This is a genomic window from Bradyrhizobium sp. HKCCYLRH1034 (assembly GCF_051168375.1).
In the GTDB taxonomy this organism is placed as follows: domain Bacteria; phylum Pseudomonadota; class Alphaproteobacteria; order Rhizobiales; family Xanthobacteraceae; genus Bradyrhizobium.
In genome coordinates this window covers 54,409-79,248 of the sequence record NZ_JBNPUW010000012.1, presented here as the reverse complement: position 1 = coordinate 79,248, position 24,840 = coordinate 54,409, and the positions used below count along the sequence as shown (strand labels likewise).

General features: G+C 66.8%; 27 protein-coding genes. 14 read left to right on the top strand and 13 right to left on the bottom strand.

Translation table 11 applies throughout. From position 1 onward, the window contains the following. Positions 1-6: 6 nt before the first annotated feature. The gene (locus ACQR0W_RS25520) at positions 7-372 is read right to left on the bottom strand and encodes a response regulator (RefSeq protein ID WP_008964019.1); all 366 of its coding nucleotides are present in this window, start codon (positions 370-372) and stop codon (positions 7-9) included. A 216-nt stretch (positions 373-588) separates the two neighbouring features. Between ACQR0W_RS25520 and ACQR0W_RS25515 the strand changes: the two genes are divergently transcribed. Beyond that, positions 589-888, top strand: coding sequence for a DUF3572 domain-containing protein (locus tag ACQR0W_RS25515; RefSeq protein ID WP_315718395.1), 300 nt, complete (start codon positions 589-591; stop codon positions 886-888). Next, a complete protein-coding gene (locus tag ACQR0W_RS25510; RefSeq protein ID WP_315827260.1) occupies positions 885-2,192 on the top strand; it encodes a DNA polymerase IV in 1,308 nt (435 codons plus the stop codon). The genes ACQR0W_RS25515 and ACQR0W_RS25510 overlap by 4 nt, the downstream gene beginning before the upstream one ends. Before the next feature lie 8 nt (positions 2,193-2,200). On the opposite strand, the gene ACQR0W_RS25505 is transcribed toward ACQR0W_RS25510, so the two are convergent. Then, complete coding sequence (locus ACQR0W_RS25505) at positions 2,201-3,058, bottom strand: cell envelope integrity EipB family protein (protein ID WP_315718393.1); 858 nt, start codon at positions 3,056-3,058, stop codon at positions 2,201-2,203. 205 nt (positions 3,059-3,263) lie between these two features. On the opposite strand from ACQR0W_RS25505, the gene ACQR0W_RS25500 reads away from it, so the two are divergent. The 4 genes from ACQR0W_RS25500 to ACQR0W_RS25485 all read left to right on the top strand — a co-directional run bounded on the left by ACQR0W_RS25500 (position 3,264) and on the right by ACQR0W_RS25485 (position 6,356). Further along, positions 3,264-3,731, top strand: a complete 468-nt coding sequence (locus ACQR0W_RS25500; protein ID WP_315827261.1) for a RidA family protein — start codon at positions 3,264-3,266, stop codon at positions 3,729-3,731. Between the two features lie 75 nt (positions 3,732-3,806). Further along, entirely contained in the window at positions 3,807-4,559 is a 753-nt protein-coding gene (locus ACQR0W_RS25495; RefSeq protein ID WP_315827262.1) for a glycerophosphodiester phosphodiesterase, read from the top strand. Between the two features lie 102 nt (positions 4,560-4,661). Next, positions 4,662-5,870 (top strand): GNAT family N-acetyltransferase, encoded by a 1,209-nt coding sequence (locus ACQR0W_RS25490; protein WP_316187312.1) that lies wholly within the window; start codon positions 4,662-4,664, stop codon positions 5,868-5,870. 60 nt (positions 5,871-5,930) lie between these two features. Next, positions 5,931-6,356, top strand: a complete 426-nt coding sequence (locus ACQR0W_RS25485) for an HIT family protein (RefSeq protein WP_316187313.1) — start codon at positions 5,931-5,933, stop codon at positions 6,354-6,356. Here ACQR0W_RS25485 and nadC read toward each other — a convergent pair whose 3' ends face one another. The 8 genes from nadC to ACQR0W_RS25445 all read right to left on the bottom strand — a co-directional run bounded on the left by nadC (position 6,357) and on the right by ACQR0W_RS25445 (position 13,577). Then, positions 6,357-7,205, bottom strand: a complete 849-nt coding sequence (nadC, locus tag ACQR0W_RS25480) for a carboxylating nicotinate-nucleotide diphosphorylase (protein ID WP_315718388.1) — start codon at positions 7,203-7,205, stop codon at positions 6,357-6,359. It abuts the gene before it with no gap. Beyond that, the gene (locus ACQR0W_RS25475; protein WP_316171440.1) at positions 7,202-8,755 is read right to left on the bottom strand and encodes an L-aspartate oxidase; all 1,554 of its coding nucleotides are present in this window, start codon (positions 8,753-8,755) and stop codon (positions 7,202-7,204) included. Before ACQR0W_RS25475 ends, nadC begins: the two co-directional genes overlap by 4 nt. Then, a complete protein-coding gene (gene nadA, locus ACQR0W_RS25470; protein ID WP_315827266.1) occupies positions 8,752-9,738 on the bottom strand; it encodes a quinolinate synthase NadA in 987 nt (328 codons plus the stop codon). Before nadA ends, ACQR0W_RS25475 begins: the two co-directional genes overlap by 4 nt. 68 nt (positions 9,739-9,806) lie before the next feature. Continuing rightward, on the bottom strand, positions 9,807-10,766 hold the full coding sequence (locus ACQR0W_RS25465; RefSeq protein WP_316171441.1) for an NUDIX hydrolase: 960 nt from the start codon (positions 10,764-10,766) through the stop codon (positions 9,807-9,809). Between the two features lie 15 nt (positions 10,767-10,781). Next, positions 10,782-11,264, bottom strand: coding sequence for a tRNA (N6-threonylcarbamoyladenosine(37)-N6)-methyltransferase TrmO (tsaA, locus tag ACQR0W_RS25460; RefSeq protein ID WP_316171442.1), 483 nt, complete (start codon positions 11,262-11,264; stop codon positions 10,782-10,784). A gap of 78 nt (positions 11,265-11,342) precedes the next feature. Next, entirely contained in the window at positions 11,343-11,687 is a 345-nt protein-coding gene (locus tag ACQR0W_RS25455) for an AzlD domain-containing protein (protein ID WP_316171443.1), read from the bottom strand. Then, positions 11,684-12,430, bottom strand: a complete 747-nt coding sequence (locus tag ACQR0W_RS25450; protein WP_315827269.1) for an AzlC family ABC transporter permease — start codon at positions 12,428-12,430, stop codon at positions 11,684-11,686. The genes ACQR0W_RS25455 and ACQR0W_RS25450 overlap by 4 nt, the downstream gene beginning before the upstream one ends. A gap of 121 nt (positions 12,431-12,551) precedes the next feature. After that, entirely contained in the window at positions 12,552-13,577 is a 1,026-nt protein-coding gene (locus tag ACQR0W_RS25445; protein ID WP_316171444.1) for a lytic transglycosylase domain-containing protein, read from the bottom strand. A 133-nt stretch (positions 13,578-13,710) separates the two neighbouring features. On the opposite strand from ACQR0W_RS25445, the gene ACQR0W_RS25440 reads away from it, so the two are divergent. After that, positions 13,711-14,646, top strand: a complete 936-nt coding sequence (locus tag ACQR0W_RS25440) for a glycine reductase (RefSeq protein ID WP_316171445.1) — start codon at positions 13,711-13,713, stop codon at positions 14,644-14,646. A 114-nt stretch (positions 14,647-14,760) separates the two neighbouring features. After that, positions 14,761-15,222 (top strand): PEGA domain-containing protein, encoded by a 462-nt coding sequence (locus ACQR0W_RS25435; RefSeq protein WP_315718380.1) that lies wholly within the window; start codon positions 14,761-14,763, stop codon positions 15,220-15,222. Positions 15,223-15,237: 15 nt separating this feature from the next. On the opposite strand, the gene ACQR0W_RS25430 is transcribed toward ACQR0W_RS25435, so the two are convergent. Then, positions 15,238-16,254 (bottom strand): carbon-nitrogen hydrolase family protein, encoded by a 1,017-nt coding sequence (locus tag ACQR0W_RS25430; RefSeq protein WP_316171446.1) that lies wholly within the window; start codon positions 16,252-16,254, stop codon positions 15,238-15,240. A 191-nt stretch (positions 16,255-16,445) separates the two neighbouring features. On the opposite strand from ACQR0W_RS25430, the gene ACQR0W_RS25425 reads away from it, so the two are divergent. After that, entirely contained in the window at positions 16,446-17,402 is a 957-nt protein-coding gene (locus ACQR0W_RS25425; protein WP_316171447.1) for a helix-turn-helix domain-containing protein, read from the top strand. 78 nt (positions 17,403-17,480) lie between these two features. On the opposite strand, the gene ACQR0W_RS25420 is transcribed toward ACQR0W_RS25425, so the two are convergent. Further along, the gene (locus ACQR0W_RS25420; RefSeq protein WP_316171465.1) at positions 17,481-18,365 is read right to left on the bottom strand and encodes a LysR family transcriptional regulator; all 885 of its coding nucleotides are present in this window, start codon (positions 18,363-18,365) and stop codon (positions 17,481-17,483) included. Positions 18,366-18,459: 94 nt separating this feature from the next. On the opposite strand from ACQR0W_RS25420, the gene bla reads away from it, so the two are divergent. The 5 genes from bla (at position 18,460) to ACQR0W_RS25395 (ending at position 22,324) form a co-directional block, all read left to right on the top strand. Further along, a complete protein-coding gene (bla, locus tag ACQR0W_RS25415) occupies positions 18,460-19,359 on the top strand; it encodes a class A beta-lactamase (RefSeq protein ID WP_316171448.1) in 900 nt (299 codons plus the stop codon). 141 nt (positions 19,360-19,500) lie between these two features. After that, positions 19,501-19,662: a hypothetical protein gene (locus tag ACQR0W_RS25410; RefSeq protein ID WP_315718376.1), complete on the top strand. Its 162-nt coding sequence runs from the start codon at positions 19,501-19,503 to the stop codon at positions 19,660-19,662. Between the two features lie 41 nt (positions 19,663-19,703). Beyond that, positions 19,704-20,030 carry a c-type cytochrome gene (locus tag ACQR0W_RS25405; protein ID WP_316171449.1) on the top strand — a complete coding sequence of 109 codons (327 nt, stop codon included), beginning with the start codon at positions 19,704-19,706 and terminating at the stop codon, positions 20,028-20,030. 99 nt (positions 20,031-20,129) lie between these two features. Beyond that, positions 20,130-21,557 carry an MFS transporter gene (locus ACQR0W_RS25400; protein ID WP_316171466.1) on the top strand — a complete coding sequence of 476 codons (1,428 nt, stop codon included), beginning with the start codon at positions 20,130-20,132 and terminating at the stop codon, positions 21,555-21,557. Positions 21,558-21,562: 5 nt separating this feature from the next. After that, the gene (locus ACQR0W_RS25395) at positions 21,563-22,324 is read left to right on the top strand and encodes a sulfite exporter TauE/SafE family protein (RefSeq protein ID WP_316171467.1); all 762 of its coding nucleotides are present in this window, start codon (positions 21,563-21,565) and stop codon (positions 22,322-22,324) included. A gap of 87 nt (positions 22,325-22,411) precedes the next feature. Here the strand turns inward: ACQR0W_RS25395 and clpA are convergent, their stop codons facing one another. Then, positions 22,412-24,799, bottom strand: a complete 2,388-nt coding sequence (gene clpA / locus ACQR0W_RS25390; protein WP_315718374.1) for an ATP-dependent Clp protease ATP-binding subunit ClpA — start codon at positions 24,797-24,799, stop codon at positions 22,412-22,414. Positions 24,800-24,840 lie beyond the last annotated feature (41 nt).

Here is a 24,840-nt window from a genome sequence, read left to right as displayed (position 1 = left end):
AACTCCTTAGCCGATAAAGCGGCGTACCGTTTCAATGAATTTTCCGACCGAGATCGGCTTGGAAAGATAGGCTTCGCAGCCACCCTCGCGGATGCGCTCCTCGTCGCCCTTCATGGCAAAGGCCGTCACTGCCACCACCGGGATGGCACGCAAATCCGGATCGTCCTTGATCCATTTCGTCACTTCCAGGCCCGAGACCTGCGGCAGCTGGATGTCCATCAGGATCAGATCGGGGCGGGTCCGGCGCACGATGTCGAGCGCCTCCACGCCGCTGGACGTACCGGACGTCTGGTACCCGTGGGCTTCCAACAGATCGCGGAAGAGCTTCATGTTGAGCTCATTGTCTTCCACGATCAGGACGGTCTTGCCCATCCGCCCCTCCGAATCACTGACACCGGCATGTCCTCTGGCGGACGCCTGTCCACCGCTACTCATCTAATTCAAACTAGCCCCAGATTCGTTCTAAGCCGTTAAGTCGGTATTCGATCTTTCCCCGAGATGGTTTCCACTTGCTTGAACCCATTCCGAAGACTCGGGCATGATGGCGCAAAGTAGAGCCGACAAGTTAACGGAAAGGCAAATCCGCCGTTGAAAAAGCCCGTTCGAAATCCGCGCGAAGTCGCTGAAATCGTTGCAGTTCAGGCCCTCGGCTTCCTGGCCGGCGAACCGGAGCGGCTGGGCCGCTTCCTGGCCGAGACCGGGATTGGGCCGGAGACGCTGCGATCCTCGGCCGCCGACCCCAATTTCTTGGTCAGCGTGCTCGATTTCGTGCTGCGCGACGACGAGACGGTAAAGGCTTTTGCCGCCCACTCCAAGTTACATCCGACCAATATCATGGCAGCACGGCAGGTATTGGGCGACCGGCAGTGGGAGCGCGACGTGCCGTGACCAAGTCAGCGCCAGCGAGCGGGTCGCGCGCGGTCGCCGGGCCGGCCTGCTTCTGCCGCGACTGCCTGACGGACCTCGATGATGGCGCGCGCCGCTGTACGGTCTGCGGCTCGCCGCGCCTCGTCCGCCATCGCGCCCTGCCCGCGCTGACGCTGGCCCATATCGACTGCGACGCGTTCTATGCGACCGTCGAGAAGCGCGACAATCCCGAGGTCGCCGACCGGCCCGTCATCATCGGCGGCGGCAAGCGCGGCGTGGTGTCGGCCGCCTGCTACATCGCCCGCACCTATGGCGTGCGCTCGGCGATGCCGATGTTCAAGGCACTGGAGCTGTGTCCCGCAGCGGTCGTGATTCCCCCGGACATGGCGAAATATGTCCGCGTCGGCCGCGAGGTCCGGCAGGCCATGCAGGCGCTGACGCCGCTGGTCGAGCCGCTGTCGATCGACGAGGCGTTCCTGGACCTGTCCGGGACCGAGCGCGTCCACGGCATGATCCCGGCAAAGGTGCTGGCGCGCTTCGCCCGCGAGATCGAGCAGCGCATCGGGATCACCGTCTCGGTCGGGCTGTCCTGCAACAAGTTCCTCGCCAAGATCGCCTCCGATCTCGACAAGCCCCGCGGCTTCGCCGCGCTCGGCCAGGACGAGGCGCCGGCGATGCTGGCCGACAAGCCCGTCGGCTTCATCTTCGGCGTCGGCCCCGCCACGCAGCAGCGGCTGGCGAACCAGGGCTTCCGCACCATCGCCGACCTGCAGCGTGCCGACGAGATCGAGCTGATGAAGCAGTTCGGCGGTGACGGCCGCAGGCTGTGGCGGCTGGCGCGCGGCATCGACGACCGCAAGGTCGTGGCCGATCGCGGCGCCAAGACGATCTCCAGCGAGACCACCTTCGACACCGACATCCGCGACTACGCGACCCTGGAAAAGACCCTGTGGCGGCTGTCGGAGAAGGTGTCGGCACGGCTGAAGGCGAGCCAGCTCGCCGGGTCGACCATAACGCTGAAGCTTAAAACCGCGGACTTCCGCCAACGAACGCGCTCGCAATCGATCGCGGCGCCGACGCAGCTCGCCGGCAAGATCTTCGCAATCTGCAAGGAGATGCTGGCGCGCGAGACCGACGGCACGGCGTTCCGGCTGATGGGCGCAGGCGTCAGCGCGCTGCGCCCGGGCTCGGAGGCCTCCGACACCGACATGCTCGACCGCCGCTCGGCCTCGGCCGAGCGCGCGATCGATGCGCTACGCAAGAAGTTCGGTCAGGCCGCGGTCATCCGCGGCATCGCCTATGACGGCCCGGAGCAGACGGAATGATGCCCCGGTCAATTGCTGCAAGGCTTGCCGTCCTTCACGTCCTTGACGTCGAACTTGCCCAGCGCGCCGGCGATGACGAAATCATTGTAGTCGAGCACGAGCGCGCGCGAGACGCCGTTCTCGTAGAGCTCGAACGACATCGCGTAGACTGGCGTCTGCTCGCCCTCGGCCCGCTTGGCGTCGCGGTCATAATAGCTGACCGTCACCGGCCAGCGCGTCATCTTCTTCATCTCGTCATTGTCGGTCGAGGCGTCGGGCTTGGCGGCCGCCTTGTCGGCCGGCACGGGCGCACCGATCACGGTCAGCGTGTTGTAGACCTTCTCGCCATTGTCCGAGCCGTCATAGACCGTCAGCTCGAGCAGCGACTTGCCCTCGCGCGCGGCGGCGATGATGCGATGAATCTGCTCGGTCGGAAACACGGTCGAGCCGTCGAGCGTGAAGGTCTTCGCCTCGGGCTGCTTGAGCTTGACGGTGATGTGATCGCCGGTGCGCTCGGCGATACCGTCGACCGGGCTGGAGGCCTGCTCGTTCATGCGCGAGTCGATCTTGAAGCGGTAGCTCTTGCCGGCGCCGTCCTCCCACGCGGTGGAGCGCAGGTCGCTCAGGGTCACCTTGCCCTCACCGAGATCGAGCTCCGAGACCTGGCGGAATTCCGAAGTGTAGCCGTTGCAGGCGTTGCCAGAGAAATTGTAGAGGATGCGACCGCGCGCGCTGTTGACGGGGCTCGAGCCGCGCGACTTGACCAGGCTCAGGTCATAGAGCGCCTGATGCGGCAGGAACGGCACCGCCGCCCCGGCCTGCGCCGGACCGAACGTGATCGCCGCGACGGCGAGCGCTCCCATCGACAGTCGGAACGAATGAGCCATGAGTTTTCCTCGGAGGACGTATCGCTGAACCGTCACATTAGAGATCGCTGCATTGCGTCGCAACTGCGGCTGTCTCACGGAAACGTGCGCTTAAAGCGCCGGAATCGCGTCGGTGCTGGCTGCTTGCATGTCACTGGCAACTGCGCCAAACAGGGCCTCGGTCCGGCACGGGACCGGCTTTCAGGCGACAGAACGGGGATTCGAGATGGCGGGTACGGTTGAACAGAATCTGGCGGCACAGGGCATCACACTGCCGGCACCAAAGGCGCCGGTGGCCAATTACGTCCCGTTCGTGCGCACCGGCAACCTGCTGTTCGTGTCGGGCCAGGTCTGCCTCGGCGCCGACGGCAAGATGATCGCCTCCGGCAAGCTCGGCGGCGGCGTGTCGATCGAGGACGGCTATGCGGCCGCGGAGGGCTGCGGGATCAACCTGCTCGCCCAGGTCAAGGCGGCGGTCGGCGATCTCGACAAGGTCGTGCGCGTGGTCCGGCTCGGCGGCTTCGTCAATTCGGCGCCCGATTTCCTCGACGGGCCCAAGGTGCTCAACGGCGCCTCCGACCTGATGGTCGCAGCGTTCGGCGACAAGGGCCGGCACGCCCGCACCACCGTCGGCGTGTCGGCGCTGCCGTCGGACGCGGCGGTGGAAGTCGAAGGTGTGTTCGAGGTTGAGTGAGAGAGAGCGCATGATCCGGAATAGTGCGCGGCGGTTTTCCGACGAGATCATGCGCCAGCAAAACGGACGGGGCGAATGCGCGCACCTGACTGGCTGACGGCCCGCCCCGTCGCCCATCGCGGCCTGCACGATGCTGATCGCGGCATCATCGAGAACATGCCGGCCGCCGCACGCGGCGCCGTGGCCGGCAACTTCGCCATCGAATGCGACATCCAGCTGTCGGCCGATGGCGAGGCCATGGTGCATCACGACTATGATCTCGGCCGCCTCACCGAGGGCACCGGCCCGCTGATCGAGAAGACCGCGGCAGAGCTGAAAGCGATCAAGTTCAAGCAGACCGACGAGCAGATGATGACGCTCGGCGACCTCTGCAACCTGATCGCCGGGCGCGTGCCGCTGGTCATCGAGGTCAAGAGCACGTTCCAGGGCGATCGCCGGCTGGTCCGGCGCATGGCCGAGGTGCTGGCGTCCTACTCCGGCCCGGTGGTCGGGATGTCGTTCGATCCGGACCAGGTCCGCGCCTTGCGCGAGACCATGCCGACGCTGACGCGCGGCATCGTCGCGCAGCGCAGCTACGAGGACGGCTACTGGGCCAAGCTGACCCAGGCGCAGCGCGACAGCATGCTGCATCTCAAGCATGGCTTCAGCAGCCAGCCGCATTTCGTCGCCTATTGGGTCGAGCAGCTGCCTGCGCCTGCCCCCTGGATCGCGCGCAACGTGTTCGGCTGCCCGCTGCTGACTTGGACCGTCCGCACCCCCGAGCAGCGCGCCGCCGCAGCCCGCTATGCGGATCAGATGATCTTCGAGGGGTTTACGCCGGAGACGTGACGCCGGCCTTGAACTCGCTGCTGCGATGCACGATCTTCAGGGCGTGGCATCTGGGGCGTCCCGGCCGGGGCGTGCCGTGCCGGCCCGTTTGACAAGGATTCGATGGCATCGCCTGAGATCACGCTCGAAGCCGTTCCCGGGATCAACGAGGTCCCGGCCGCAGCATGGGACGCCTGTGCCAATCCCGAGGGCCGCGTCAGTCCCGGCTCATCTTCCGCCTGCGGGCGCGGCTACAATCCGTTCATCTCACACGCGTTTTTCTCGGCGCTCGAAGCCTCCGGCTCGGCCACCCTGCGCACCGGCTGGGCGCCGCGCCATCTGGTGGCGAAGATGGGTGACGAGGTCCTCGGCGTCGTGCCGTGCTACCTCAAGTCCCACTCGCAGGGCGAATATGTCTTCGACCGCGGCTGGGCCGATGCGTATGAGCGGGCCGGCGGGCGCTACTATCCGAAGCTGCAGGTCTCGGTGCCGTTCACGCCGGCCACAGGGCCGCGGCTGCTGATCCGCGCCGACCAGGACCGGGACATGATCGGCAATGCCCTCGCCCAGGGACTGAAGGCGCTGTGCGGGATCAGCGAGGCGTCCTCGGTCCACGTCACCTTCGCCCGGCAGGCCGAATGGCAGCTGCTCGCCGCGCAGGGCTTCCTGCAACGCACCGACCAGCAGTTCCACTGGCACAATCAGGGTTTTTCCACCTTCGACGATTTCCTGGCGACGATGAATTCGCGCCACCGCAAGGCGATCAAGCGCGAGCGGCGCGACGCATTGGCCGCCGGCATCACCATCCATTGGCTGACCGGCAAGGACATCACCGAGGACGCCTGGGACGCATTCTTCGAATTCTACATGGAGACCGGCTCACGCAAGTGGGGCCGGCCGTATCTCAACCGCAAGTTCTTCTCGCTGATCGGCGAGAGCATGGCCGACGACGTGCTGCTGGTCATGGCCAAGCGCGAGAGCCGCTGGATCGCCGGCGCGATCAACTTCATCGGCTCGGACACGCTGTTCGGGCGCAACTGGGGCGCCATCGAGCACCACCCGTTCCTGCATTTCGAGGTCTGCTACTACCAGGCGATCGACTTTGCGATCCAGCACAAGCTCCAAGTCGTCGAAGCTGGCGCTCAGGGCGAGCACAAGATCGCGCGCGGCTACCTGCCGCAGACCACCTACTCCGCGCACTACATCGCCGACCGCGGCCTGCGCCGGGCCATTGACGACTATCTCAAGCGCGAGCGCGCCTATGTCGAGGAAGCCGGCCGCGAGCTCGCCGAATCCGCCCCGTTCCGGAAAGGCATGGACGAGCCGTCTTGACCGGCGACACGCGCCGGTGAGAGTAAGGCGCACCAAGAGGAACCGCTTAAGGGACTGCCCATGACCGCCTACGATCCCAACAATCCGTTCGCGAAGATCCTGCGCGGCGAACTCCCCTGCACCAAGGTCTATGAGAACGACCACGTGCTGGCGTTCCTCGACATCATGCCGCGCGTGCCCGGCCACACCCTGGTGATCCCGAAGGCCGCCGCACGCAACATCCTCGACATCACCGAGGAGGACTATCTCCACGTCGGCCGTGCCGTGCGCACCATCGCCCGCGCCGCCAAGACCGCGTTCGCCGCCGACGGCATCACGGTGCAGCAGTTCAACGAGCATGCCGGCGGCCAGATGGTGTTCCACCTGCACGTCCACATCATGCCTCGCCGCAACGGCGATTCCCTGCTGCCGCCGGCGAGCCGCAAGGAAGATCCGAAGGTGCTGGAGGAGAACGCCGCCAAGCTGATTGCGGCGCTGAAGGGCTGATCAGGCCTCGTCGAGCCCGATGTCGAGCGCGGCCGACGAATGCGTGATCCAGCCGACCGAGATCAGGTCGACGCCGGCCGCGGCGATCGCGGGCGCGGTCTCCACGGTGATCCGGCCCGAGGCTTCGGAGATGGCCTTGCCGCTGATCATGCCGACCGCGGTTTCGAGCTCCGCCGGCGTCATGTTGTCGAGCAGCACCGCATCGACGCCCAGCGTCAGCGCCTGCTCGAGCTGAGCCAGAGTGTCGACCTCGACCTCGATCTTGACGAGATGGCCGGCATGGGCCTTTGCGCGCGTGATGGCAGCCTTGATGCCGCCGGCGATGGCGATGTGGTTGTCCTTGATCAGGACGGCGTCATCGAGCCCGAACCGGTGATTGCCGCCGCCCCCCGCGCGCACCGCATATTTCTCCAGCGCGCGCAGGCCCGGCGTGGTCTTGCGGGTGCAGACGATCTGCGCCTTCGTCCCCTTCACCGCTGATACCAGGGACGCCGTCGCGCTGGCGACCCCGCTCAAGCGGCAGAGGAAGTTGAGCGCCACGCGCTCGCCGGTCAGGAGCGCCCGTGCCGGGCCGCTGATGGTCGCGATCGCGTCTCCCGGCGTCACGACGCTGCCGTCCGGTCGCACGATCTCCATGCGCACGTCCGGCGAGACGGTCTGGAAGGCGCAGCGCGCCACATCGAGGCCTGCGATCACCCCGTGCTGGCGCGCCCGCAGCTTCAGCGAGGCGCGCTGCTCGGCGGGGACGATGGCATCGGTGGTGATGTCGCCGGCGCGGCCGAGATCCTCGAGCAGCGCCATGCGCACCAGCGGCTCGTAGAGCAAGGGCGAGAGAGGATTGAGAGTCATGGCACTGCGCTCCTGAACGGCGTCTGCTCGGCCTCGACAATGTCGCGGGCAACCGCGATCGCCTCGGGCAGAGTGAGGCTGGATGGCTGCGCGACGGGCAGCGTGCCCGGACGATCGCTGCGGAAATGCGCGCCGCGGCTCTCCTCCCGCGCATGGGCCGCGACCGCGAGCATCAGGCCGACCACCGCCGGGTCAGCCATGGACCCGGCCTGCTCTGCCAGTGGAAGCAGGCCGCTGACGGCAGCCGCGATCGTGCGATGCTCGCGCATCACGCCCAGCGCATGCGACAGCAGCGGCCGTGCGGCCGACGGATCGGACCCCGGCGGAATGGCAGCCACCGCGCACGGCTTGCCCGCACGCTGCGGCGCCCCGGCCACGCTTTCGGCCACCCATTGCGCGCAGACGATCGCTTCCATCAGCGAGTTGCTGGCGAGCCTGTTGGCGCCGTGCAGGCCGGTGCGGCTGGCCTCGCCACAGGCCCACAATCCCTCGACCGTGCTGCGTCCCATCGTGTCAACAGCGATGCCGCCCATATGATAGTGCACGGCCGGCCGCACCGGGATCGGATCGCGCGCGGGGTCGATGCCCGCCATGCGGCAGAACGCGCTGATCACGGGATAGCGCGCGGCGAAATCCTTGCCCGGCTTGTTGCGCGCATCGAGGAACACGCGGTGGCCTTGCGCACGGCGGCGCCATACCGCCCGCGCCACCACGTCGCGCGGCGCCAGCTCAGCGCCGGGCTCGTCGGCCATGAAGCGCGTACCGGTGTCGTCGATCAGGACGGCGCCGTCGCCGCGGATCGCCTCGGTGAGCAGCGGCAGCGGCCGCGACGGTCCGTCGAACGCGGTGGGGTGAAACTGCACGAATTCGAGATCGGACAGCACGGCCCCGGCCCGCGCCGCCAGCGCGAGGCCCTGGCCGAAACAACCGGCCGGATTGGTGCTGTCGAGGAACAGGCCGCCGATGCCGCCGGTTGCGATCACGACGCGTGTCGTGGCGAGGATCAGAGCCTCATCGCCGCGCGCCGCAGCCACGCCCTGGATCGCGTTGTCATTGACGATCAGCCGGCGCGCCTCGACGCCTTCGAGCAAGGTCACCGAAGCACAACGCCTGACAGCCGCGATCAGCGCGCGCATGATCTCGCGTCCCGTGCCGTCGCCCGTCGCATGCACGATCCGGTTGCGGCTGTGTGCGGCCTCCAGGCCCAGACGCCAACGTCCATCCGCACCTCGGTCGAACGCAACGCCAAGCTGCGCGAGGCGCTCGACCGCGGCCGGCGCCGCATCGATGATGCGGCGCGAGGCGGGCTCGTCGCACAATCCGGCTCCGGCGGCGAGCGTGTCCTTCAGATGCAGCCCCGGATCATCGTCATCGCCAACCGCCGCGGCGAGGCCACCCTGCGCCCACATGCTCGACGCCTCCGCGCCGAGCGGCGACTTCGACAACAGCACGACCGGCTCGGGCGCAAGCGCCAGCGCCGTCATCAGACCTGCGGCACCGCCGCCGATGATCACGGGACGGCCGATCAACTTCGAAACATCGATGCTCATGATGCCAGCATCCTTTCCACTGCGCGCCGCGCGCGCTCGGCCATCGCGGGATCGATCGTGACCTCGTGCGTGTTGGTCTCGAGCGCATGGCGGATGTTCTTCAGGGTGATCCGCTTCATGTGCGGGCACAGATTGCAGGGGCGGATGAACTCGATGTCGGGATGGAGCACGGCGACATTGTCGCTCATCGAACATTCCGTCAGCAGCACCACGCGGGCCGGCCTTCTTGCTCCGACGAAGTCCGACATCGCCGCGGTGGAGCCGGCGAAGTCCGCCTCCGCCACGACCTCGGGCGGACACTCCGGATGCGCGAGCACGGTGACACCAGGATGGTTGTCGCGCAGCGTGCGGACGTCCTCGGCGCTGAAGCGCTCATGCACCTCGCAATGCCCTTTCCAGGCCGTGATCCTCACCTTCGTCTGTGCGGCGACGTTCCGCGCGAGATATTCATCCGGCAGCATGATGACGTGATCGACACCGAGCGACTCGACCACCGCGCGCGCGTTGCCGGAGGTGCAGCAGACGTCGGACTCGGCCTTCACCGCCACCGACGTGTTGACATAGGCGACCACGGGCACGCCCGGGTGGCGCGCGCGCATCAGCCGCACGTCGTCGGCGGTGATCGACTCCGCCAATGAGCAGCCCGCCTCTACGTCGGGGATCAACACGGTCTTGTCGGGATTGAGCAGCTTGGCGGTCTCGGCCATGAAGTGGACGCCGGCGAGCACGATCACCTCGGCATCGACCTTGGTCGCTTCGCGCGCCAGCAGGAGGCTGTCGCCGACGATGTCGGCGACGCCGTGATAGATTTCGGGCGTCTGATAGTTGTGCGCCAGCACCACGGCATTGCGCCGGCGCTTCAGCGCCAGAATGGCTTCGACATCGTCCTCGAAGACAGCCCATTCCGGCGGCGGGATCACCCGGCTCAGACGCTCAGCAAGCGATGCATTCGGCGCGACGGCGGGCAGGACAAGATCGACCATTTATACTCTCCGTGAGCATAAGATGGCTTATACTTATCCTGAGCATAAGCTGTGTCAAGAGCGGGAGATCAAGATCGCGAGAGCGGCAGCTTGGTTCCGACCACCGCCCGCTCGGCCAGAACGCCCTGCCGGAAGCGGAACAGCTTGGCCGGCCGGCCAATCGTGTCGGCAGCAATTGCGCCTGTCTCTTCAACCAGTTCCTGCTGCTCGATGAGGCGGCGGAAGTTCTGCTTGTGCACGAGCCGGCCGGCGAGAGCCTCGACGCTGCGCTGCAATTGCAGCAGTGTAAATTCTTCCGGCATCAACTCGAACACGACCGGCCGGTATTTGATCTTGGCGCGCAGGCGGGCAATGCCGGTGGCGAGAATCCGACGGTGATCACCGATCATGGCGCGCCCGGGCAGCATCGGCTGGCTGGCCCCCTTCTCGCGCACGCTCTCGGGGATCATCGCCGCCTCATACAGCAGCTCATAGCGCTGCAGCGTCAGCTCCTCGTTCCACTCGCGGCCATCGAGACCGAAGGTGATTGCGGCGCGCTGCCATCTCGTCTTTTGCAGCGCCGGCTGGTCGGCGGCTCGCGCCCAGGCCTTCAGCTTCGGCGCGATGATCTTGGCCAGGATCGTCGGCGGTCCGTCGCGATGATCCTCCCACGGGAAGTAGTCGTACCACGACGACCATTGCGCATCCGCGCCCTCACGCCCCTCTTCCTCGCGGGTCAGGCCGAGATAGCTGATGGAGATGCGGTGCGGCGCGTCGGGATCGCCGCCGCGACCGCGGTCGGCGAAGGTGTAGAGCTGCTCGACATAGCCGAGCGGATGACCGGTCTGCGCCTCGACCCAGGCGCGCAGCCCCATCTGCAATGAGCGGTGCGCGAACTGAAACGGTCCGCTCGGCAGCGCCGCAGCATGCTCGATCGTCATGATCTTCGGGTGTCCGTCGGTCACCGCCACCAGCACGGCGACGAGGTCCGCCGTGATCGCATCCAGAGCCGTCACCGTCTTCTGCGGCCGCTTGTTCACCTTCGACATCCGGATCCGTCGGTCCTATTTGTCATCCTCACCCGCCGCCGCCGGCGTGAACGCGCAATGATCCGGCTTCAGGTCGATCAGCGGCGTCTCGTCGAGGCAGTCGAGACCGCGCACCAGCACGGTGTTGCCTTCCAACGCGACGAAGCGGACGGTCGACACGCCGATCGGATTGGGACGCACCGGCGAGCGCAGCGCGAAGGTGCCCCGGGTTTCGCCGTCATGATGGCGCGGGCTCTGCTTGACGAGATCACGGCGCGCCCGGTTGAGCCAGTACAGCACCTGGAGGTGGCTGAAGGCGTCGATGCCCTGCAGCGCCGGCACCCAGGGCTCGAAGATCTCGAGCCGGCACACCGGCCCCTCGAAGCTGCCCTGCCGCGGCGTCTCGAGCCGCGAGGTCCAGGGCGTGCGGATGCGGCCGATGAAATACAGCGTGGCGTCGCGCGGCTGTGGCGCGTCGACGGCGACTTCTCCCGGACGGAGATCGGAATCAGTGGTCATTGCGGAGTCCTTGGGTCTTCCCGGCAATCTATCCGAACCTCGGCTCACCGCAATTGCGGTCGCGCAAGATCGCGCAACTCAGCCGAGCCACCATTTGCCGGCCAGCATCGCGGCTTCGCCGCAGACGACACCGGCAAAGATCGAGCGGCGGCTCGCCATGAAGGCTGCAAGGCCGGCAGCGACGGCACCGTAGCGCAGCCCCCACGGCACGCTGGCGAGCGCGCCCGGCGGCTGCACCAGGATCTGGGCGATGACCCCCGCCAAGATGGCGGTCGCGACCGCCTTGACCCACATCAGCAGGTCCGAGCCCTCGTCGAGCCCGCTGCCGAACCAAAGTCCGAGCAGGCGCCATATCTGGTTGGGGATCACGCCCGCCACCAGCAGCACCACGAGCGCATGCCAATCGCCGATGAAGTCGCTCATGCCAGCCCCCGCCGCTCGCGCCATTTGTGCGCGCCGAACGCGAGCGTTCCGGCGACGACGCCGCTGACCAGGATGTCGACGCCGCTGTCGAGCTGGGCGGCCAGAGGATACAGCACGAGGCCGAGACCGAGCGCGAGCACGTCGGCAAGCTCCCTGGCGTTGCGCAGGGTCGAGAACAGGAAGGCCAGCGGCGTCAGCAAGAGCACCGCGGCGCCGAAGGTCTGCGACAGATTGGCGGCGAGAAGATACCCGATGATGGTCGCGATCAGCGCGATCCCCATCAGGCCGGTGCCGAGCCCATGCACGAAGGCGATACGGCGCTCGCGCGGCACATGCGGCAGGAAGCGATAGCATTCGACCCACAGGGTCACGGCGGTGAAATGCGCGATCAGCACCAGGTGCCGCCGCTTGGTCTGCGGCGAGCGGATCAGCGGCAGCACCGCCACCACCATCGGAAACAGCCGGATCGCGCTCATCGTGACCGCGATCGCCGATTGCAGAATGGTCTGGCCGGAGCCGAGCGTGGAGACCAGGATGATCTGCGCTGGACCGGCCCAAACCAGCACCGTGCTCAGGATCGCCCAGAGCATGCTGAAACGGGTATCGTGGGCGAGCGCGCCGATGCCGATGAAGGTGACGAACAGCACCAGTGACAGGATGGTCGCTGACGTCGCGCGCAGCCCCCAGCCGAAGGCGCGCAGTGAACCATGCCATTGCGGCGAATCGAGCGGAGGAAGTGTCACGGGCGGCCCAGCGGAACGAACCGCGATAAGGCTGGCGAAAGCCGCTCGCGTCAACCGCCATCAGGCGCGCGCGGGTCTGCGTCCGGCGCAGCCATCCCCCACACGCCGCGCTGCGGCAGCTCTATCCGGAGCGATTGCGCAGCACGAAGCAGGCACCACCGGCCTCGCGGATCCGACTGCAGAGAGCGTCGGCCTCGGCCCGCGTCTCGGCGCCGATCCGCACCTGATAGAAGGCGCGGTTGCCGCGCGAGCGCATCACCGACGACAGCAGGCTCGGGTCGCGGTCGCCGATGACCGGGCCAAGCCCCTTGATCGCCCGCGAATACATCGCGAGCGCCTTGTTGCGGTCGAAGCCTGCAGCCAGTTGGACGCCCCATGGTTTCGCGGCCGACAGCGCCACATGCTGCTCGAGCTCCGTGACGAACGGATTCGGCGCGCGCTTCAACATCGCCATCAGCTGACGACACGAGGTCGGCGGCGGGCTTGGCGGCGTCTTGCCGCCGTTACCGGCGGCCGCCCACTCATCGATCGTGGCTCCCGTGATGGCCGAGACGTAGTTGCGGGTCTCCCAGGGCATCTGCCCCTTGCCGGCGAGCCAGTCCTGCACCCGGCGCGGCCCCGCATTGTAGGCCGCCGCCGCGAGCCCGAGATTGCCGAACTGGTCGCGCAGCTCGGCCAGGAACTGCGCCGACTTCGGCAGCGCCTGAACCGGATCGAACGGATCGAGCAACTGGCGCTCGTTCGCCGTGCCCGGCATGAACTGCGCGATTCCCTGCGCGCGCTGGCCGTTGCGCGTGACCGGCCCGACTGCATCGCTCTGGAAGCGGCTCTCCTGCCAGATCACGCGAGCGAAGAATTCGAGCGGCAGATCATTCGCCTTGGCTGCGGATTCGATCATCAGGCAGATTGCCTCGCGCGTACCGCTCTCCTTGGGCTCCTCGGACTTGTTCTCCGAGCTCTCTGCCGCAGCGTCTGCCGGCTTGGCAGCCTCCTGCGGCGAATCCTGCCGGGCGCCGTCCTTCGGATCAGCCGGCGCGGCAGCGTCACGGTCGGAGGCCTGCTCCGCCGCCACGCCGGACAAGGGCATGGTCAGCATCAAGGCAAGGCCGAGACAGGCAATGCGAGCAACCGAAATCATGGAAAGCATCGTGAGCGCGGTGCAATGGTTGGAATTCTGCCGAGAGACAAAGCCCAAGACCATGCGGGGTTCCACCGCGCGGCGCCTTGACACAGCGAACGAGCCGGCTAGCACTCCTCGAGTGCCGCAGGGAGCGCGACGGATGACCGCACCGACCGACGACAGACTCGGCTTCGCGCCCGAAAGCGATGCGCCATTGTCCTACATGGCGCGCACGCGCGACTACTATCTCGCGATCGGCTATGACACGCCCTATCGCTGGGCTCACTACACGTCGGCGCCGTTCCATCCCTTGCGCAAGCCGCTCGCGCAGTCGCGCGTCACCATCGTCACCACGGCCGCGCCTTTCGATCCCGCCAAAGGCGATCAAGGCCCCGGCGCGCCCTATAATGGCGGCGCCAAGTTCTACTCCGTCTATGACGGCGACACGTCGGCGCAGCACGACCTGCGCATTTCCCACATCGCCTATGATCGCGCGCACACCTCGGCCGAGGATTCCGGCACCTGGTTTCCGCTACCACAGCTCCTAAGGCTGGCAGGTGAAGGCCGCATCGGCGCGGTCGGACCGCGCTTCTTCGGCGCGCCGACCAATCGCAGCCACCGCGTCACGATCGAGACCGATGCGCCAGAGATTCTCGCGCGCTGCCGCGCCGACGAGATCGACGCCGTCGTGCTGGTGCCGAACTGTCCGGTGTGCCACCAGACCGTGAGCCTGGTGGCACGGCATCTCGAAGCGAACGGCGTCGCGACCGTCGTCATGGGCTGCGCCAAGGACATCGTCGAGCACGCCGCCGCGCCGCGCTTCCTGTTCTCGGATTTTCCGCTGGGCAATTCCGCCGGCAAGCCGCACGACGCGGCCTCACAGGCCTTCACGCTCGAGTTGGCTTTGCGTGTCCTCGAGAGTTCACCAGCCGCACGCACGACCGTGCAATCGCCTTTGCACTGGAGCGACGATCACGGCTGGAAGCGCGACTACAGCAATCCGGCCATGCTCGCGCCGGACGAGCTGGCGCGGCGGCGCGCCGAGTTCGATGCGCAGAAGGCGATCGCGCGGCAGGTTCGTGGAAAGCAGGTGTGAAAGCCACACTCGCGCGAAACTCGCCCGGGAATTTCTTCGGATAATGCTGATTGCGCTTGCCGTCCCGCTCCAGTTGCGCTTGAGTTCCCCCGGGTTTGAAGGGGGCAGTACCAAATGAGAGTTGTAGCGTTGGTGGCGCTGTGCGCCGCGCTGGGAGGCTGCGCGTCCGTAACGCGGGGTACAACCGAGACGATCAGTGTCGCGTCGACGCCGTCCGGGGCCGAAGCCACGATCGCCGGTCTCGAAGCGCCGATGACCTGCACGACGCCCTGCTCGTTCGTCGCCAAACGCAATGCCGACATCTCCGTCACCATCGAAAAACCGGGCTACGAGACCCAGATCATCCCGTTGACCAAGGACATCCCGGCGACCGGCGCGGCCGGCTTCGCCGGCAACATCCTGGCGGGCGGCCTGATCGGCATGGGTGTGGACGCAGCGACTGGCGCGGCGACCGACCACAAGCCGAACCCGGTGATCGTCACCTTGCAGCCGCGCATGGCGGCGCCGGCAGGCCGTCCGCAGCGGCCGCCGCGGCGGTCGGCCCCGCCGCCGGCACAACCGGAGGCCGGGACCTAGCGCCCGCCAAGCCTGTCAGCCAGCCGCCGATGGCGCCTCGCCGGGAGTGACCGTGTCGACCGGCAACGCGAACTGCTCGACCCGGTTGAGCGGCTTCTTGTTGAGCAGCAGCCGGGTGACGTCGGGGCGCGAATAGTGTCCCGCCGGATCGGCGGCATTCTTGGCGATGCCGATCATGCCCAAATCGATCTCGGCGATCAGCAGGCCTTCCTGCTCCGGCGGCAGCTTCTCGGCGAGCGACGAGCCATCCGGACCAAAGATCGCGGCGTGGCCGCCGCCGACATGCAGCAGCGCGTGCTTGTCGGGCCGGTCGCACAGTTCGTCGATCATCGCCTGCGAGACGGTGGCGCACGGCGCCAGCACGAAGCACGAGCCCTCGACCGCATAGACGCGCGAGGCGGCGTTGTTGACCTCGGCGCCGAGCGCCGGCGCGAACGGATCGTACAGCGAGAAGCTCGGCCACGCCGCGACGTGCACCTGCTCGTTCTGCGCGTACATCGCATATTTCGACAGCGGCTGCAGATGCTCCCAGCAGCACAGCGCACCGATCCGGCCGATGTCGGGACGATCATGCACAGCAAGGTCGCTGCCGTCGCCCTCACCGTAGACGGTACGCTCGGCATGGGTCGGCCGCAGCTTGCGGCGCCTGGCAATGGTCTCGCCGTCCGGGCCGATCAGCCATTGCGCGATGTAGAGGCTGCCGCCGTCGCGCTCGGAGAGTCCCAGTACGGCCGTCAGCCTGGCCTTGCGCACGGCAGCCCGCAGCGCTTCGGCCTGCGGGCTGTCATAGGCCAGCGAGTTGTCGAAATAGCGCTGCACGAAGCCGCGACCGATGCACCAGGCCGGCGAGTCCATCCAGATGTGCCAGGGATAGCCGGGGATGAAGACCTCCGGAAACGCGATCAGCTTGGCGCCCTTGTCGGCCGCCTCCTCGATCAGGGCGATGGTCTTCTTGATCGAGGCGTCCAGGTCGAGCCAGGCCGGTGCCGCCTGCACCACCGCCACCTTGTATTTCGGATGTGCCAGTCCCATCGCTGCTGCTCCCTGATGCCGTGCGCGGCGGTGGCGCCGCGACCGGGCCAACTATTGACGCCAGCCGGCTTTCGCGCTCGTCTGCCAGGGAACGAAAATTCGACTGCGGCCGAGACGAAGACCCCAGCCGGCCCGGAATTTGCTGCATTGCCACAGATCAAGCCGGCAGAGGTGCAGGGGGAGACGGAGCGATGCCGATCCTGTTCACCACCGACGGAAGCCCGGGCCACCGCCGGCTGGCGCGGTGGCAGGACATCGTCTGCGACGTCTATGTCGGGCTCGATTGCACGTCCGATCTCGGCAGCGCGTTTCGCGGCTCGGTGACCCACACCACGTTGGGACGGGCTGTCTGCTCCGAGGTTGCCTCGGACCGGCAGCGCGTGCACCGGACCTCGCAGCGGATCTCCCGGGCGGATGCCGACTTCGTTCTCGTCGCATTCGGACGTGAGGGAATCGGCGGCGTCGTCCAGGATGGCCGCGACACCGTGATCCGGCCCGGCGAGTTCGCGATCTACGACACGACCCGCCCCTATGAGCTGCAGTTCGACGCCGCGTTCAAGCAGATCGTGTTCAAGCTCCCGCGCGAGATGCTGCAGCGCCGGATCGGCCCGACGGAGACCGTGACGGCGATCAGCTTCGGCCCCGACAGCCCGCTCCAGCCCCTCGCCCATGAGTTCATCGTGAGGCTCTGCGAACGCGCCGAGCACATCGGCCCCGAGCATGCCGAACCTCTCGCCAACCAGGCCGCCGACCTGCTCGCCATGACCCTGGCCGAGCGGTTGCGCGCACAACCCCTGCCCGCCTCGAGCCATCGCGCAACGCTGCTCTATCGGATCAAGGCGCACATCCGCACCCGACTATCCGACGCCGGCCTCTCACTGCCGGAGATCGCACGCGAGCTCGGGCTATCGACGCGCTACGTCAATGATCTGTTCTCGGACGAGGAGACGTCGTTCCAACGCTTCGTGCTGGCCGAGCGGCTCAAGCAGTGCCGGCGCGATCTCGGCTCGCCGATGCTGGCGCATCGTCAGATCAGCGAGATCGCGTTTTGCTGGGGCTTCAATGACCTCTCGCATTTCGGCCGCGTGTTCCGCGAGCAGTTCGGCCTGTCGCCACGCGAGTGGCGGCGCAGCGCCGTAAAGCGCTGAGCTGGCCGCAACGCGCCCGCCTCACGCGCCTCGTGGCGCTGTTCGCGCCCTCGGCTTGTGCGAGGTGGCGCCCGGCCGTCAGCGCGGCGGATCGGCGCGCAAGGCATCGACCAGCCAGTCACGAAAGGCAAGCATGCCGGACGTCGGTTCTTTCGACTTCAACCAGGTCAGCCAATAAGAACCGGCGGCGACCCCAGCCGCAAACGGCCGGACCAGCCGACCCGTCTCGAGCTCGCAGTTGAACATGGCGATCGGAACCAGGCCAACGCCGACGCCGCGCGCGGCCGCTTCGGCCATCGCGACGGAGCTGTCGAAGATCGGCCCCTGGATCATCGGGCATGGAGCGCCCGCGACTGCAAACCATAATGGCCATTCCTCGGCGCGATACGACCGCAGGAGATTTTCGCCCGCGAGATCCGACGGCGCGCGCAGACGACTCGCGACATCGGGATGACAGACGGGCGACAGCGGGGCAGACATCAGATGGATGGCCTCAGCGCCGTGCCAGGATCCGTCGCCGAAGCGAAGCGCGATGTCGAGCCCGTCTCCGGCGATATCGATGCGGTTGTTGTTGGTGAGGAGGCGCAGGTCGATATGGGGGTGCGCATCTCGAAAACCGTCGAGGCGTTGCAACAGCCATCCCGTTGCAAAGGTGCCGACACAGCCGACGGTCACGACCTCGCGGGTTCCCTTCGCTTCGATGCGATCGATCGCGCCGCTGATGCGACTGAACGCATCGTTGAGGACGGGAAACAGAGCCAGGGCTTCGTCAGTCAACGTGAGGCCACGCGGCAGGCGCCGGAACAGGTGAGCGCCCAACATCTGCTCGAGCTGTTTCACCTGGTGACTGATCGCGGTCTGCGTGACCCTGAGCTCCAAGCCTGCCTTGGTGAAGCTCAGATGCCGGGCGGATGCTTCGAAGGCCCGCAAGGCGTTCAAAGGGAGATGGCTGCGGATGGGCATGATGACCAAGTTCTGCTCATGGCTCGACGAATAAATGATCGTTTGTCAGTCGTCACCTCGTTCGGCAGGTTCGCGCAGTCACTGGAGAATGAACATGCTGACGAGACGGCATCTGGGTTTTGGAATCCTCGGGATGGCGGCTGCGGCGAGCGGGCTGCCATCACCTGCGGCGAAGGCGGCGGCCGACCGAAGGGCGCATCTGGAAGGGGAACTCGCCCGCATCGAGCGCGAGAGTCTCGGACGGCTCGGCATCGCCGTCCTCGACTCCGAGAGCGGGTTCGAGGCGGGCCTGCGCTCGGCCGAGCGCTTTCCGATGTGCAGCACGTTCAAGTGTCTGGCTTCCGCGGCTGTCCTGAAGCGCGCCGACGCCGGCGAACTGCATCTCGACACGCGCGTCCCGTTCGAGGCGAAGGATCTCGTAACATATTCGCCGGTGACCAAGGAGCACGTCGGCCGCGGCATGACACTCGCCGAGCTCTGCGAAGCTGCGCTCAGCCAGAGCGACAACACCGCGGGAAATCTCCTGTTGCGGCAGATCGGCGGTCCTGCGGGTCTGACGCGTTTTGCCCGATCGATCGGCGACGAGATCAGCCGCCTGGACCGCTGGGAAATTGAGCTCAACGAGGCGCTGGCCGACGACCCTCGCGACACGACCAGTCCGGCCGCCATGCTACAGAACCTGCGCCGCGTGCTCCTTGGCGAGGTCTTGTCGACGAATATGCGCCAGCGATTGACGGACTGGATGATCGCCAACAAGACCGGCGACACTCGGCTTCGCGCCGGTGTGCCGCGTGACTGGCGCGTCGCCGACAAGACGGGCGCTGGGGACCGCGGCACGACCAACGACATCGGCATTCTCTGGCCCCCGGGCCGCAAACCGGTTCTGGTCACGGCCTATCTGACTGGTTCACAGGCGTCTCCCGAGGATCGCAACGCAACGATCGCGAAAGTCGCGCGGGCGGTTGCAGACGTCGTGATGGGACAGGCTGGGTAGTTCCAGCATCCGGCTTCCGAGCCCCTCCGGAAGCCGGACATCAGACCCAAGATGTTCGCCATGGCGGCGCAACGATTGGGCAGGCTAAGCTGCGGCCGGCCCACGTCATCGGAATGTGCGGCCGCTGCCGGGATCGATCCGATGCGCCGCTTTGCCATGAAGGCCCTGTTCTCCCTGCTGACCTTGCAGCGGGACGACGAGACACAGCTGCGCTGGGACCGGATCGTCCTGATCGGCTCGACCCTGGTGACGATCGGGCTGATCGCCCTATATGCCTATAGCAAGGCCGAGGGCCGCTGGTAGCCGGGCGCAAGACACGCGAGAACGAGTTCATGAGACGACGAATGGGGTCCGCCTGCCTGCTGCTGGCGTTCGCGTCGACCGCCAGCCATGCGCTGGACAGCGAGCAGAAGCGTGGAAAAGCGCTCTTGCAAAGCCTTTGCAGCCGATGCCATGCGGTAGGTCTCACAGGCGCCAGCCGGCACCCCGACGCGCCCCCGTTCAGGACCTTCGGTGACAGCAAGCTCTACGACGAGGATTTCGCCCAGCGGCTGCAGGCCGGCCTGTCGACCATTCACAAGGACATGCCGAGCTTCCAGTTCGATCGCGCCGAGGCGGAGGCCGCGGTCAATTACCTCAAGGCGATCCAGGTCCGCCCCAAACGGCGGTGACGCGCCGGCGCGCTCCGCTGGCGTGAAACGGGACTTGTACGGCCCGGTTGCCCGTTCCCGTTCATTGTCCGCGGCCCGGCTGCGACCGGAGCCCGCATGATGACACCGACGACCACGGGTCTGCACGCCGACGGACTGCCGCTGCCGCAGCGCACCTGGGCGATCGTGACGATCGCCCTCGGCATCGTGCTGGCCGTGATCGACGGCGCCATCGCCAATGTGGCGCTGCCGACGATCGCCCGCGACCTCCATGCGAGTCCTGCTTTTTCGATCTGGATCGTCAACGGCTATCAGCTCGCGGTGACGATCTCGCTGCTGCCGCTGGCGTCGCTCGGCGAGATCATCGGCTATCGGCGGGTCTATCTCGCCGGCCTCGTGCTGTTCACGGCTGCCTCCGCCTTCTGTGCGCTGGCCGACAGCCTGCTGCTGCTGACGCTCGCGCGCATCCTGCAGGGCTTTGGCGCCGCCGGCATCCTCAGCGTCAACTCGGCGCTGGTGCGTTTCACCTATCCGCACGCTCTGCTCGGCCGCGGCATCGGCATCAATGCGATGGTGGTCGCGGTCTCCGCCGCGCTCGGTCCGACCATCGCCGCCGGCATCCTCGCCGTCGGTAGCTGGCCGTGGCTGTTCGCGATCAACGTGCCGCTCGGCATCGTCACCTTCGTCTTCGGCTTCCGCTTCCTGCCGCATACGCCGCGCGCGCCGCACATGTTCGATTGGCAGAGCGCGGCGCTGAGCGCGATCACCTTCGGCTTCCTGATCGCCGCCGTGGACAGCCTCGGCCATGGCGAGGCGCTGGTGACCTGCGCGATCGAGTTCGTCGTCGCCGTCACGGCCGGCGTGTGGCTGGTCTGGCGCCAGACCCACATGGCCTCGCCGCTGCTGCCGCTCGACCTGCTGCGCATTCCGGTGTTCGCGCTGTCGATCGCGACCTCGATCTCGTCGTTCTGCGGCCAGATGCTCGCCTTCGTCGCGATCCCCTTCTATCTCGAAAGCCATTTCGGCTATTCGCCGGTGCAGATGGGCCTGCTGATCACGCCGTGGCCGATCGCGGTCGGCCTGACGGCACCGATTGCGGGACGGCTGGTCGAGCGCGTGCCGGCCGGGCTGCTCGGCGGCATCGGTCTCGTCATCTTCGCATGCGGGCTCGGTGCGCTCGGCCTGCTGCCGCGCGAGCCGTCGGCATGGGATGTCGTCTGGCGCATGGCGCTGGCCGGCTGCGGCTTCGGCTTGTTCCAGACGCCCAACAACCGCACCATGATCGCCGCTGCGCCACGCGAGCGCGCCGGCGGCGCCAGCGGCATGCTCGGCACGGCGCGCCTGCTCGGCCAGACCACGGGCGCGGCCCTGGTCGCGATGTTTCTCGCGATCGACGCGACCGACGGCACGCGGCTGTCGCTCTTGACCGGGGTCGGTTTCGCGCTGGTCGGCGCGTTCCTGAGCATGCTCAGGCTGTCGCCGGCCGGCGCCCGCGGCGCCGAGCGCGTCCGCGTCCAGGACGGCCAACGGCTGAAGGGCGAGTCGTGACAGCGATGACGGACTGGACGATGCTGGCCCTGCTCGCCCTCGCCGCCTTCGGCTCGGGCATCGTCAATGCGCTGGCCGGCGGCGGCGCGTTCCTGACCTTCCCGACGCTGCTTGCCGCCGGCATTCCCGCGATTGACGCCAACGCCTCCAGCACGGTCGCGCTCTGCCCCGGCCAGTTCGTCAGCGCTTGGGCCTCCCGTGAGATCTTGAACGACGCAAAGGCGCCCTGGCGCCACGACCTCGTGCGGCTGTCGATCATCAGCCTGCTCGGCGGCACGCTCGGCGCCGTGCTGCTCTTGGTCACACCGTCGGCCGCCTTCAGCCGGCTGGTGCCCTGGCTGTTGCTGTTCGCCACGAGCGTGTTTGCATTCGGCATGCGTTTTACGCCGAGGGATGGCGCGCGCTGGTTCGGGCCGCGGACCATCCAGGCGGTGCAGTTCGTGATCGCGATCTATGGCGGCTACTTCGGCGGCGGCATCGGCATCCTGATGCTGGCGGCCCTGGTGTTCTACGGCATGCGCGACATTCGCGCCATGAACGGCATGAAGGTGCTGCTCGCTGCGCTCATGAATATGACGGCCTCCGCCATCTTTGCGTTCTCAGGCCGCGTGCATTGGCTGGAGACGCTGACGATGATGGGCGCTGCCATGGTCGGCGGCTTCGTCGGCGCGCGGCTTGGCCAGATCATCCCGCCGGCCCATGTGCGCCGCTTCATCATTGCCGTCGGCTGCGGCCTGACGGTGTATTTCTTCGTCAAGCCGGCCTGAGCCGGACGTCGCATCACAGAACCTCGCGTCAAACGAAAAAGGCCGGCGCGATGGCCGGCCTTTCGTAGTGATCTCGTAGCGTCAGGCCTACGCCTTGACCAGCGGTCCCTTCGGCGCCGGCCCCTTCGAGCCGCCGCCGGACTTCGGCTTGCGCTTGCGCGCGGCCGGAACTTCGGACTTCGGCGTGACCGGGCCCTCGACGAACTCGAAGCCGATCTTCTCCTCGACGCCGGATTCGTCCTTGACGAGGACGACACGGACGTGACCGCCGCCCTTCAGCTTGCCGAACAGCACCTCGTCGGCCAGCGGCTTCTTGATGTGCTCCTGGATCACACGGCCCATCGGCCGCGCGCCCATCTGCTCGTCATAGCCGTGCTGGATCAGCCAGGCCTTGGCCGGTTCCGACAGCTCGATCGTGACGTCGCGGTCGGCGAGCTGGGCCTCGAGCTGCAGCACGAACTTCTCGACGACCATTCCGATCACCTCGACGTTGAGGTGCGCGAACGAGACGATGGAGTCGAGCCGATTGCGGAATTCCGGCGCGAACTGCCTGTTGATCGCCTCGTGGTCGTCACCTTCCCGCTTCGAGCGATGGAAGCCGAACGCCTGCTTGGCCATGTCGGCCGCGCCTGCATTCGTGGTCATGATCAGGATCACGTTGCGGAAGTTGACCTGCTTGCCGTTGTGGTCGGTGAGCCGGCCGTGATCCATGATCTGCAACAGCACATTGTACAGGTCCGGATGCGCCTTCTCGATCTCGTCCAGCAGCACCACGCAGTGCGGATGCTGGTCGACGCCATCGGTCAGGAGGCCGCCCTGGTCGAAGCCGACATAGCCAGGAGGCGCGCCGATCAGGCGCGACACCGTGTGCCGCTCCATGTACTCCGACATGTCGAAGCGCAGCAGCTCGACGCCCAGGGTCGAGGCGAGCTGCTTGGCGACCTCGGTCTTGCCGACGCCGGTCGGACCCGAGAACAGATAGCAGCCGATCGGCTTCTCCGGCTCGCGCAGGCCGGCACGGGCCAGCTTGATCGAGGCCGACAGCGAATCGATCGCCTTGTCCTGGCCGAACACCACGCGCTTGAGGGTCTGCTCGAGATGCTTGAGCACCTCGGCATCGTCCTTCGACACGCTCTTCGGCGGAATCCGCGCCATCGTGGCGATCGTGGTCTCGATCTCCTTGATGCCGATCGTCTTCTTGCGCTTGTTCTCGGCCAGCAGCATCTGCGCCGCGCCGGATTCGTCGATCACGTCGATCGCCTTGTCCGGCAGCTTGCGGTCATGGATGTAGCGCGACGACAACTGCACCGCGGCCTCGATGGCCTCGTTGGTGTATTTCAGCCGGTGATAGTCCTCGAAGTACGGCTTCAGCCCCTTCAGGATCGCGATCGCATCCTCGACCGACGGCTCGTTGACGTCGATCTTCTGGAACCGGCGCACCAGCGCGCGGTCCTTCTCGAAATGCTGGCGATACTCCTTGTAGGTCGTCGAGCCCATGCAGCGGATCGAGCCCGAGGCCAGCGCCGGCTTGAGCAGGTTGGACGCATCCATCGCGCCGCCCGACGTCGCACCGGCACCGATCACGGTGTGGATCTCGTCGATGAACAGGATCGCGTTCGGATGCGCCTCGAGTTCCTTGAGCACCTGCTTCAGGCGCTCCTCGAAGTCGCCGCGATAGCGCGTGCCCGCGAGCAAGGTGCCCATGTCGAGCGAGAACACGGTCGCGGCCGACAGCACCTCCGGAACCTCGCTGTCGACGATGCGCTTGGCGAGGCCCTCGGCGATCGCCGTCTTGCCGACGCCGGCTTCGCCGACGAACAGCGGGTTGTTCTTCTGGCGCCGGCACAGCACCTGGATGGCGCGGTTGATCTCGGAGTTTCGGCCGATCACCGGATCGATCTTGCCGTCACGCGCCTTCTTGTTGAGATTGACGCAATAGGTTTCCAGCGCCTCGCCCTTTTTCTTGGAGTCCTCGTTGCCCTTGGCTTCGGTCTCCTCGTCGACGCCGCGAACCGGGCGCGCTTCGGAGACACCAGGGCGCTTGGCGATGCCGTGGCTGATGTAGTTCACGGCATCGTAACGCGTCATGTCCTGCTCCTGCAGGAAGTACGCGGCGTGGCTCTCACGCTCGGCGAAGATCGCGATCAGCACGTTGGCGCCGGTGACCTCTTCGCGGCCCGACGACTGAACGTGGATCACGGCGCGCTGGATCACGCGCTGGAAACCTGCGGTCGGCTTGGCGTCGTCGCTGCCGTCCGTGACCAGATTTTCGAACTCGGTTTCGAGGTAGTTCACGAGACTGCCGCGCAGCTTGTCGAGGTCGACGCTGCATGCGCGCATCACGGCCGCTGCATCGGAGTCATCGATCAAGGACAGAAGGAGGTGTTCCAGTGTCGCGTATTGATGATGACGCTCGTTGGCGATCGCCAGCGCACGATGCAGGGATTGTTCAAGGCTTTGAGAAAAAGTCGGCATGCGCGTCCTCTGTGGCCCCTTGCCATCATGATCGCCGCCGC

Coding starts and splice junctions, on each gene's coding strand:
- ACQR0W_RS25520 (WP_008964019.1), bottom strand. CDS start 372: ATGGGCAAGACCGTCCTGATCGTGGAAGACAATGAGCTCAACATGAAG.
- ACQR0W_RS25505 (WP_315718393.1), bottom strand. CDS start 3,058: ATGGCTCATTCGTTCCGACTGTCGATGGGAGCGCTCGCCGTCGCGGCG.
- ACQR0W_RS25500 (WP_315827261.1), top strand. CDS start 3,264: ATGGCGGGTACGGTTGAACAGAATCTGGCGGCACAGGGCATCACACTG.
- ACQR0W_RS25495 (WP_315827262.1), top strand. CDS start 3,807: ATGCGCGCACCTGACTGGCTGACGGCCCGCCCCGTCGCCCATCGCGGC.
- ACQR0W_RS25490 (WP_316187312.1), top strand. CDS start 4,662: ATGGCATCGCCTGAGATCACGCTCGAAGCCGTTCCCGGGATCAACGAG.
- ACQR0W_RS25485 (WP_316187313.1), top strand. CDS start 5,931: ATGACCGCCTACGATCCCAACAATCCGTTCGCGAAGATCCTGCGCGGC.
- nadC (WP_315718388.1), bottom strand. CDS start 7,205: ATGACTCTCAATCCTCTCTCGCCCTTGCTCTACGAGCCGCTGGTGCGC.
- ACQR0W_RS25475 (WP_316171440.1), bottom strand. CDS start 8,755: ATGAGCATCGATGTTTCGAAGTTGATCGGCCGTCCCGTGATCATCGGC.
- nadA (WP_315827266.1), bottom strand. CDS start 9,738: ATGGTCGATCTTGTCCTGCCCGCCGTCGCGCCGAATGCATCGCTTGCT.
- ACQR0W_RS25465 (WP_316171441.1), bottom strand. CDS start 10,766: ATGTCGAAGGTGAACAAGCGGCCGCAGAAGACGGTGACGGCTCTGGAT.
- tsaA (WP_316171442.1), bottom strand. CDS start 11,264: ATGACCACTGATTCCGATCTCCGTCCGGGAGAAGTCGCCGTCGACGCG.
- ACQR0W_RS25455 (WP_316171443.1), bottom strand. CDS start 11,687: ATGAGCGACTTCATCGGCGATTGGCATGCGCTCGTGGTGCTGCTGGTG.
- ACQR0W_RS25445 (WP_316171444.1), bottom strand. CDS start 13,577: ATGCTTTCCATGATTTCGGTTGCTCGCATTGCCTGTCTCGGCCTTGCC.
- ACQR0W_RS25440 (WP_316171445.1), top strand. CDS start 13,711: ATGACCGCACCGACCGACGACAGACTCGGCTTCGCGCCCGAAAGCGAT.
- ACQR0W_RS25435 (WP_315718380.1), top strand. CDS start 14,761: ATGAGAGTTGTAGCGTTGGTGGCGCTGTGCGCCGCGCTGGGAGGCTGC.
- ACQR0W_RS25430 (WP_316171446.1), bottom strand. CDS start 16,254: ATGGGACTGGCACATCCGAAATACAAGGTGGCGGTGGTGCAGGCGGCA.
- ACQR0W_RS25425 (WP_316171447.1), top strand. CDS start 16,446: ATGCCGATCCTGTTCACCACCGACGGAAGCCCGGGCCACCGCCGGCTG.
- ACQR0W_RS25420 (WP_316171465.1), bottom strand. CDS start 18,365: ATGCCCATCCGCAGCCATCTCCCTTTGAACGCCTTGCGGGCCTTCGAA.
- bla (WP_316171448.1), top strand. CDS start 18,460: ATGCTGACGAGACGGCATCTGGGTTTTGGAATCCTCGGGATGGCGGCT.
- ACQR0W_RS25410 (WP_315718376.1), top strand. CDS start 19,501: ATGCGCCGCTTTGCCATGAAGGCCCTGTTCTCCCTGCTGACCTTGCAG.
- ACQR0W_RS25405 (WP_316171449.1), top strand. CDS start 19,704: ATGGGGTCCGCCTGCCTGCTGCTGGCGTTCGCGTCGACCGCCAGCCAT.
- ACQR0W_RS25400 (WP_316171466.1), top strand. CDS start 20,130: ATGACACCGACGACCACGGGTCTGCACGCCGACGGACTGCCGCTGCCG.
- ACQR0W_RS25395 (WP_316171467.1), top strand. CDS start 21,563: ATGACGGACTGGACGATGCTGGCCCTGCTCGCCCTCGCCGCCTTCGGC.
- clpA (WP_315718374.1), bottom strand. CDS start 24,799: ATGCCGACTTTTTCTCAAAGCCTTGAACAATCCCTGCATCGTGCGCTG.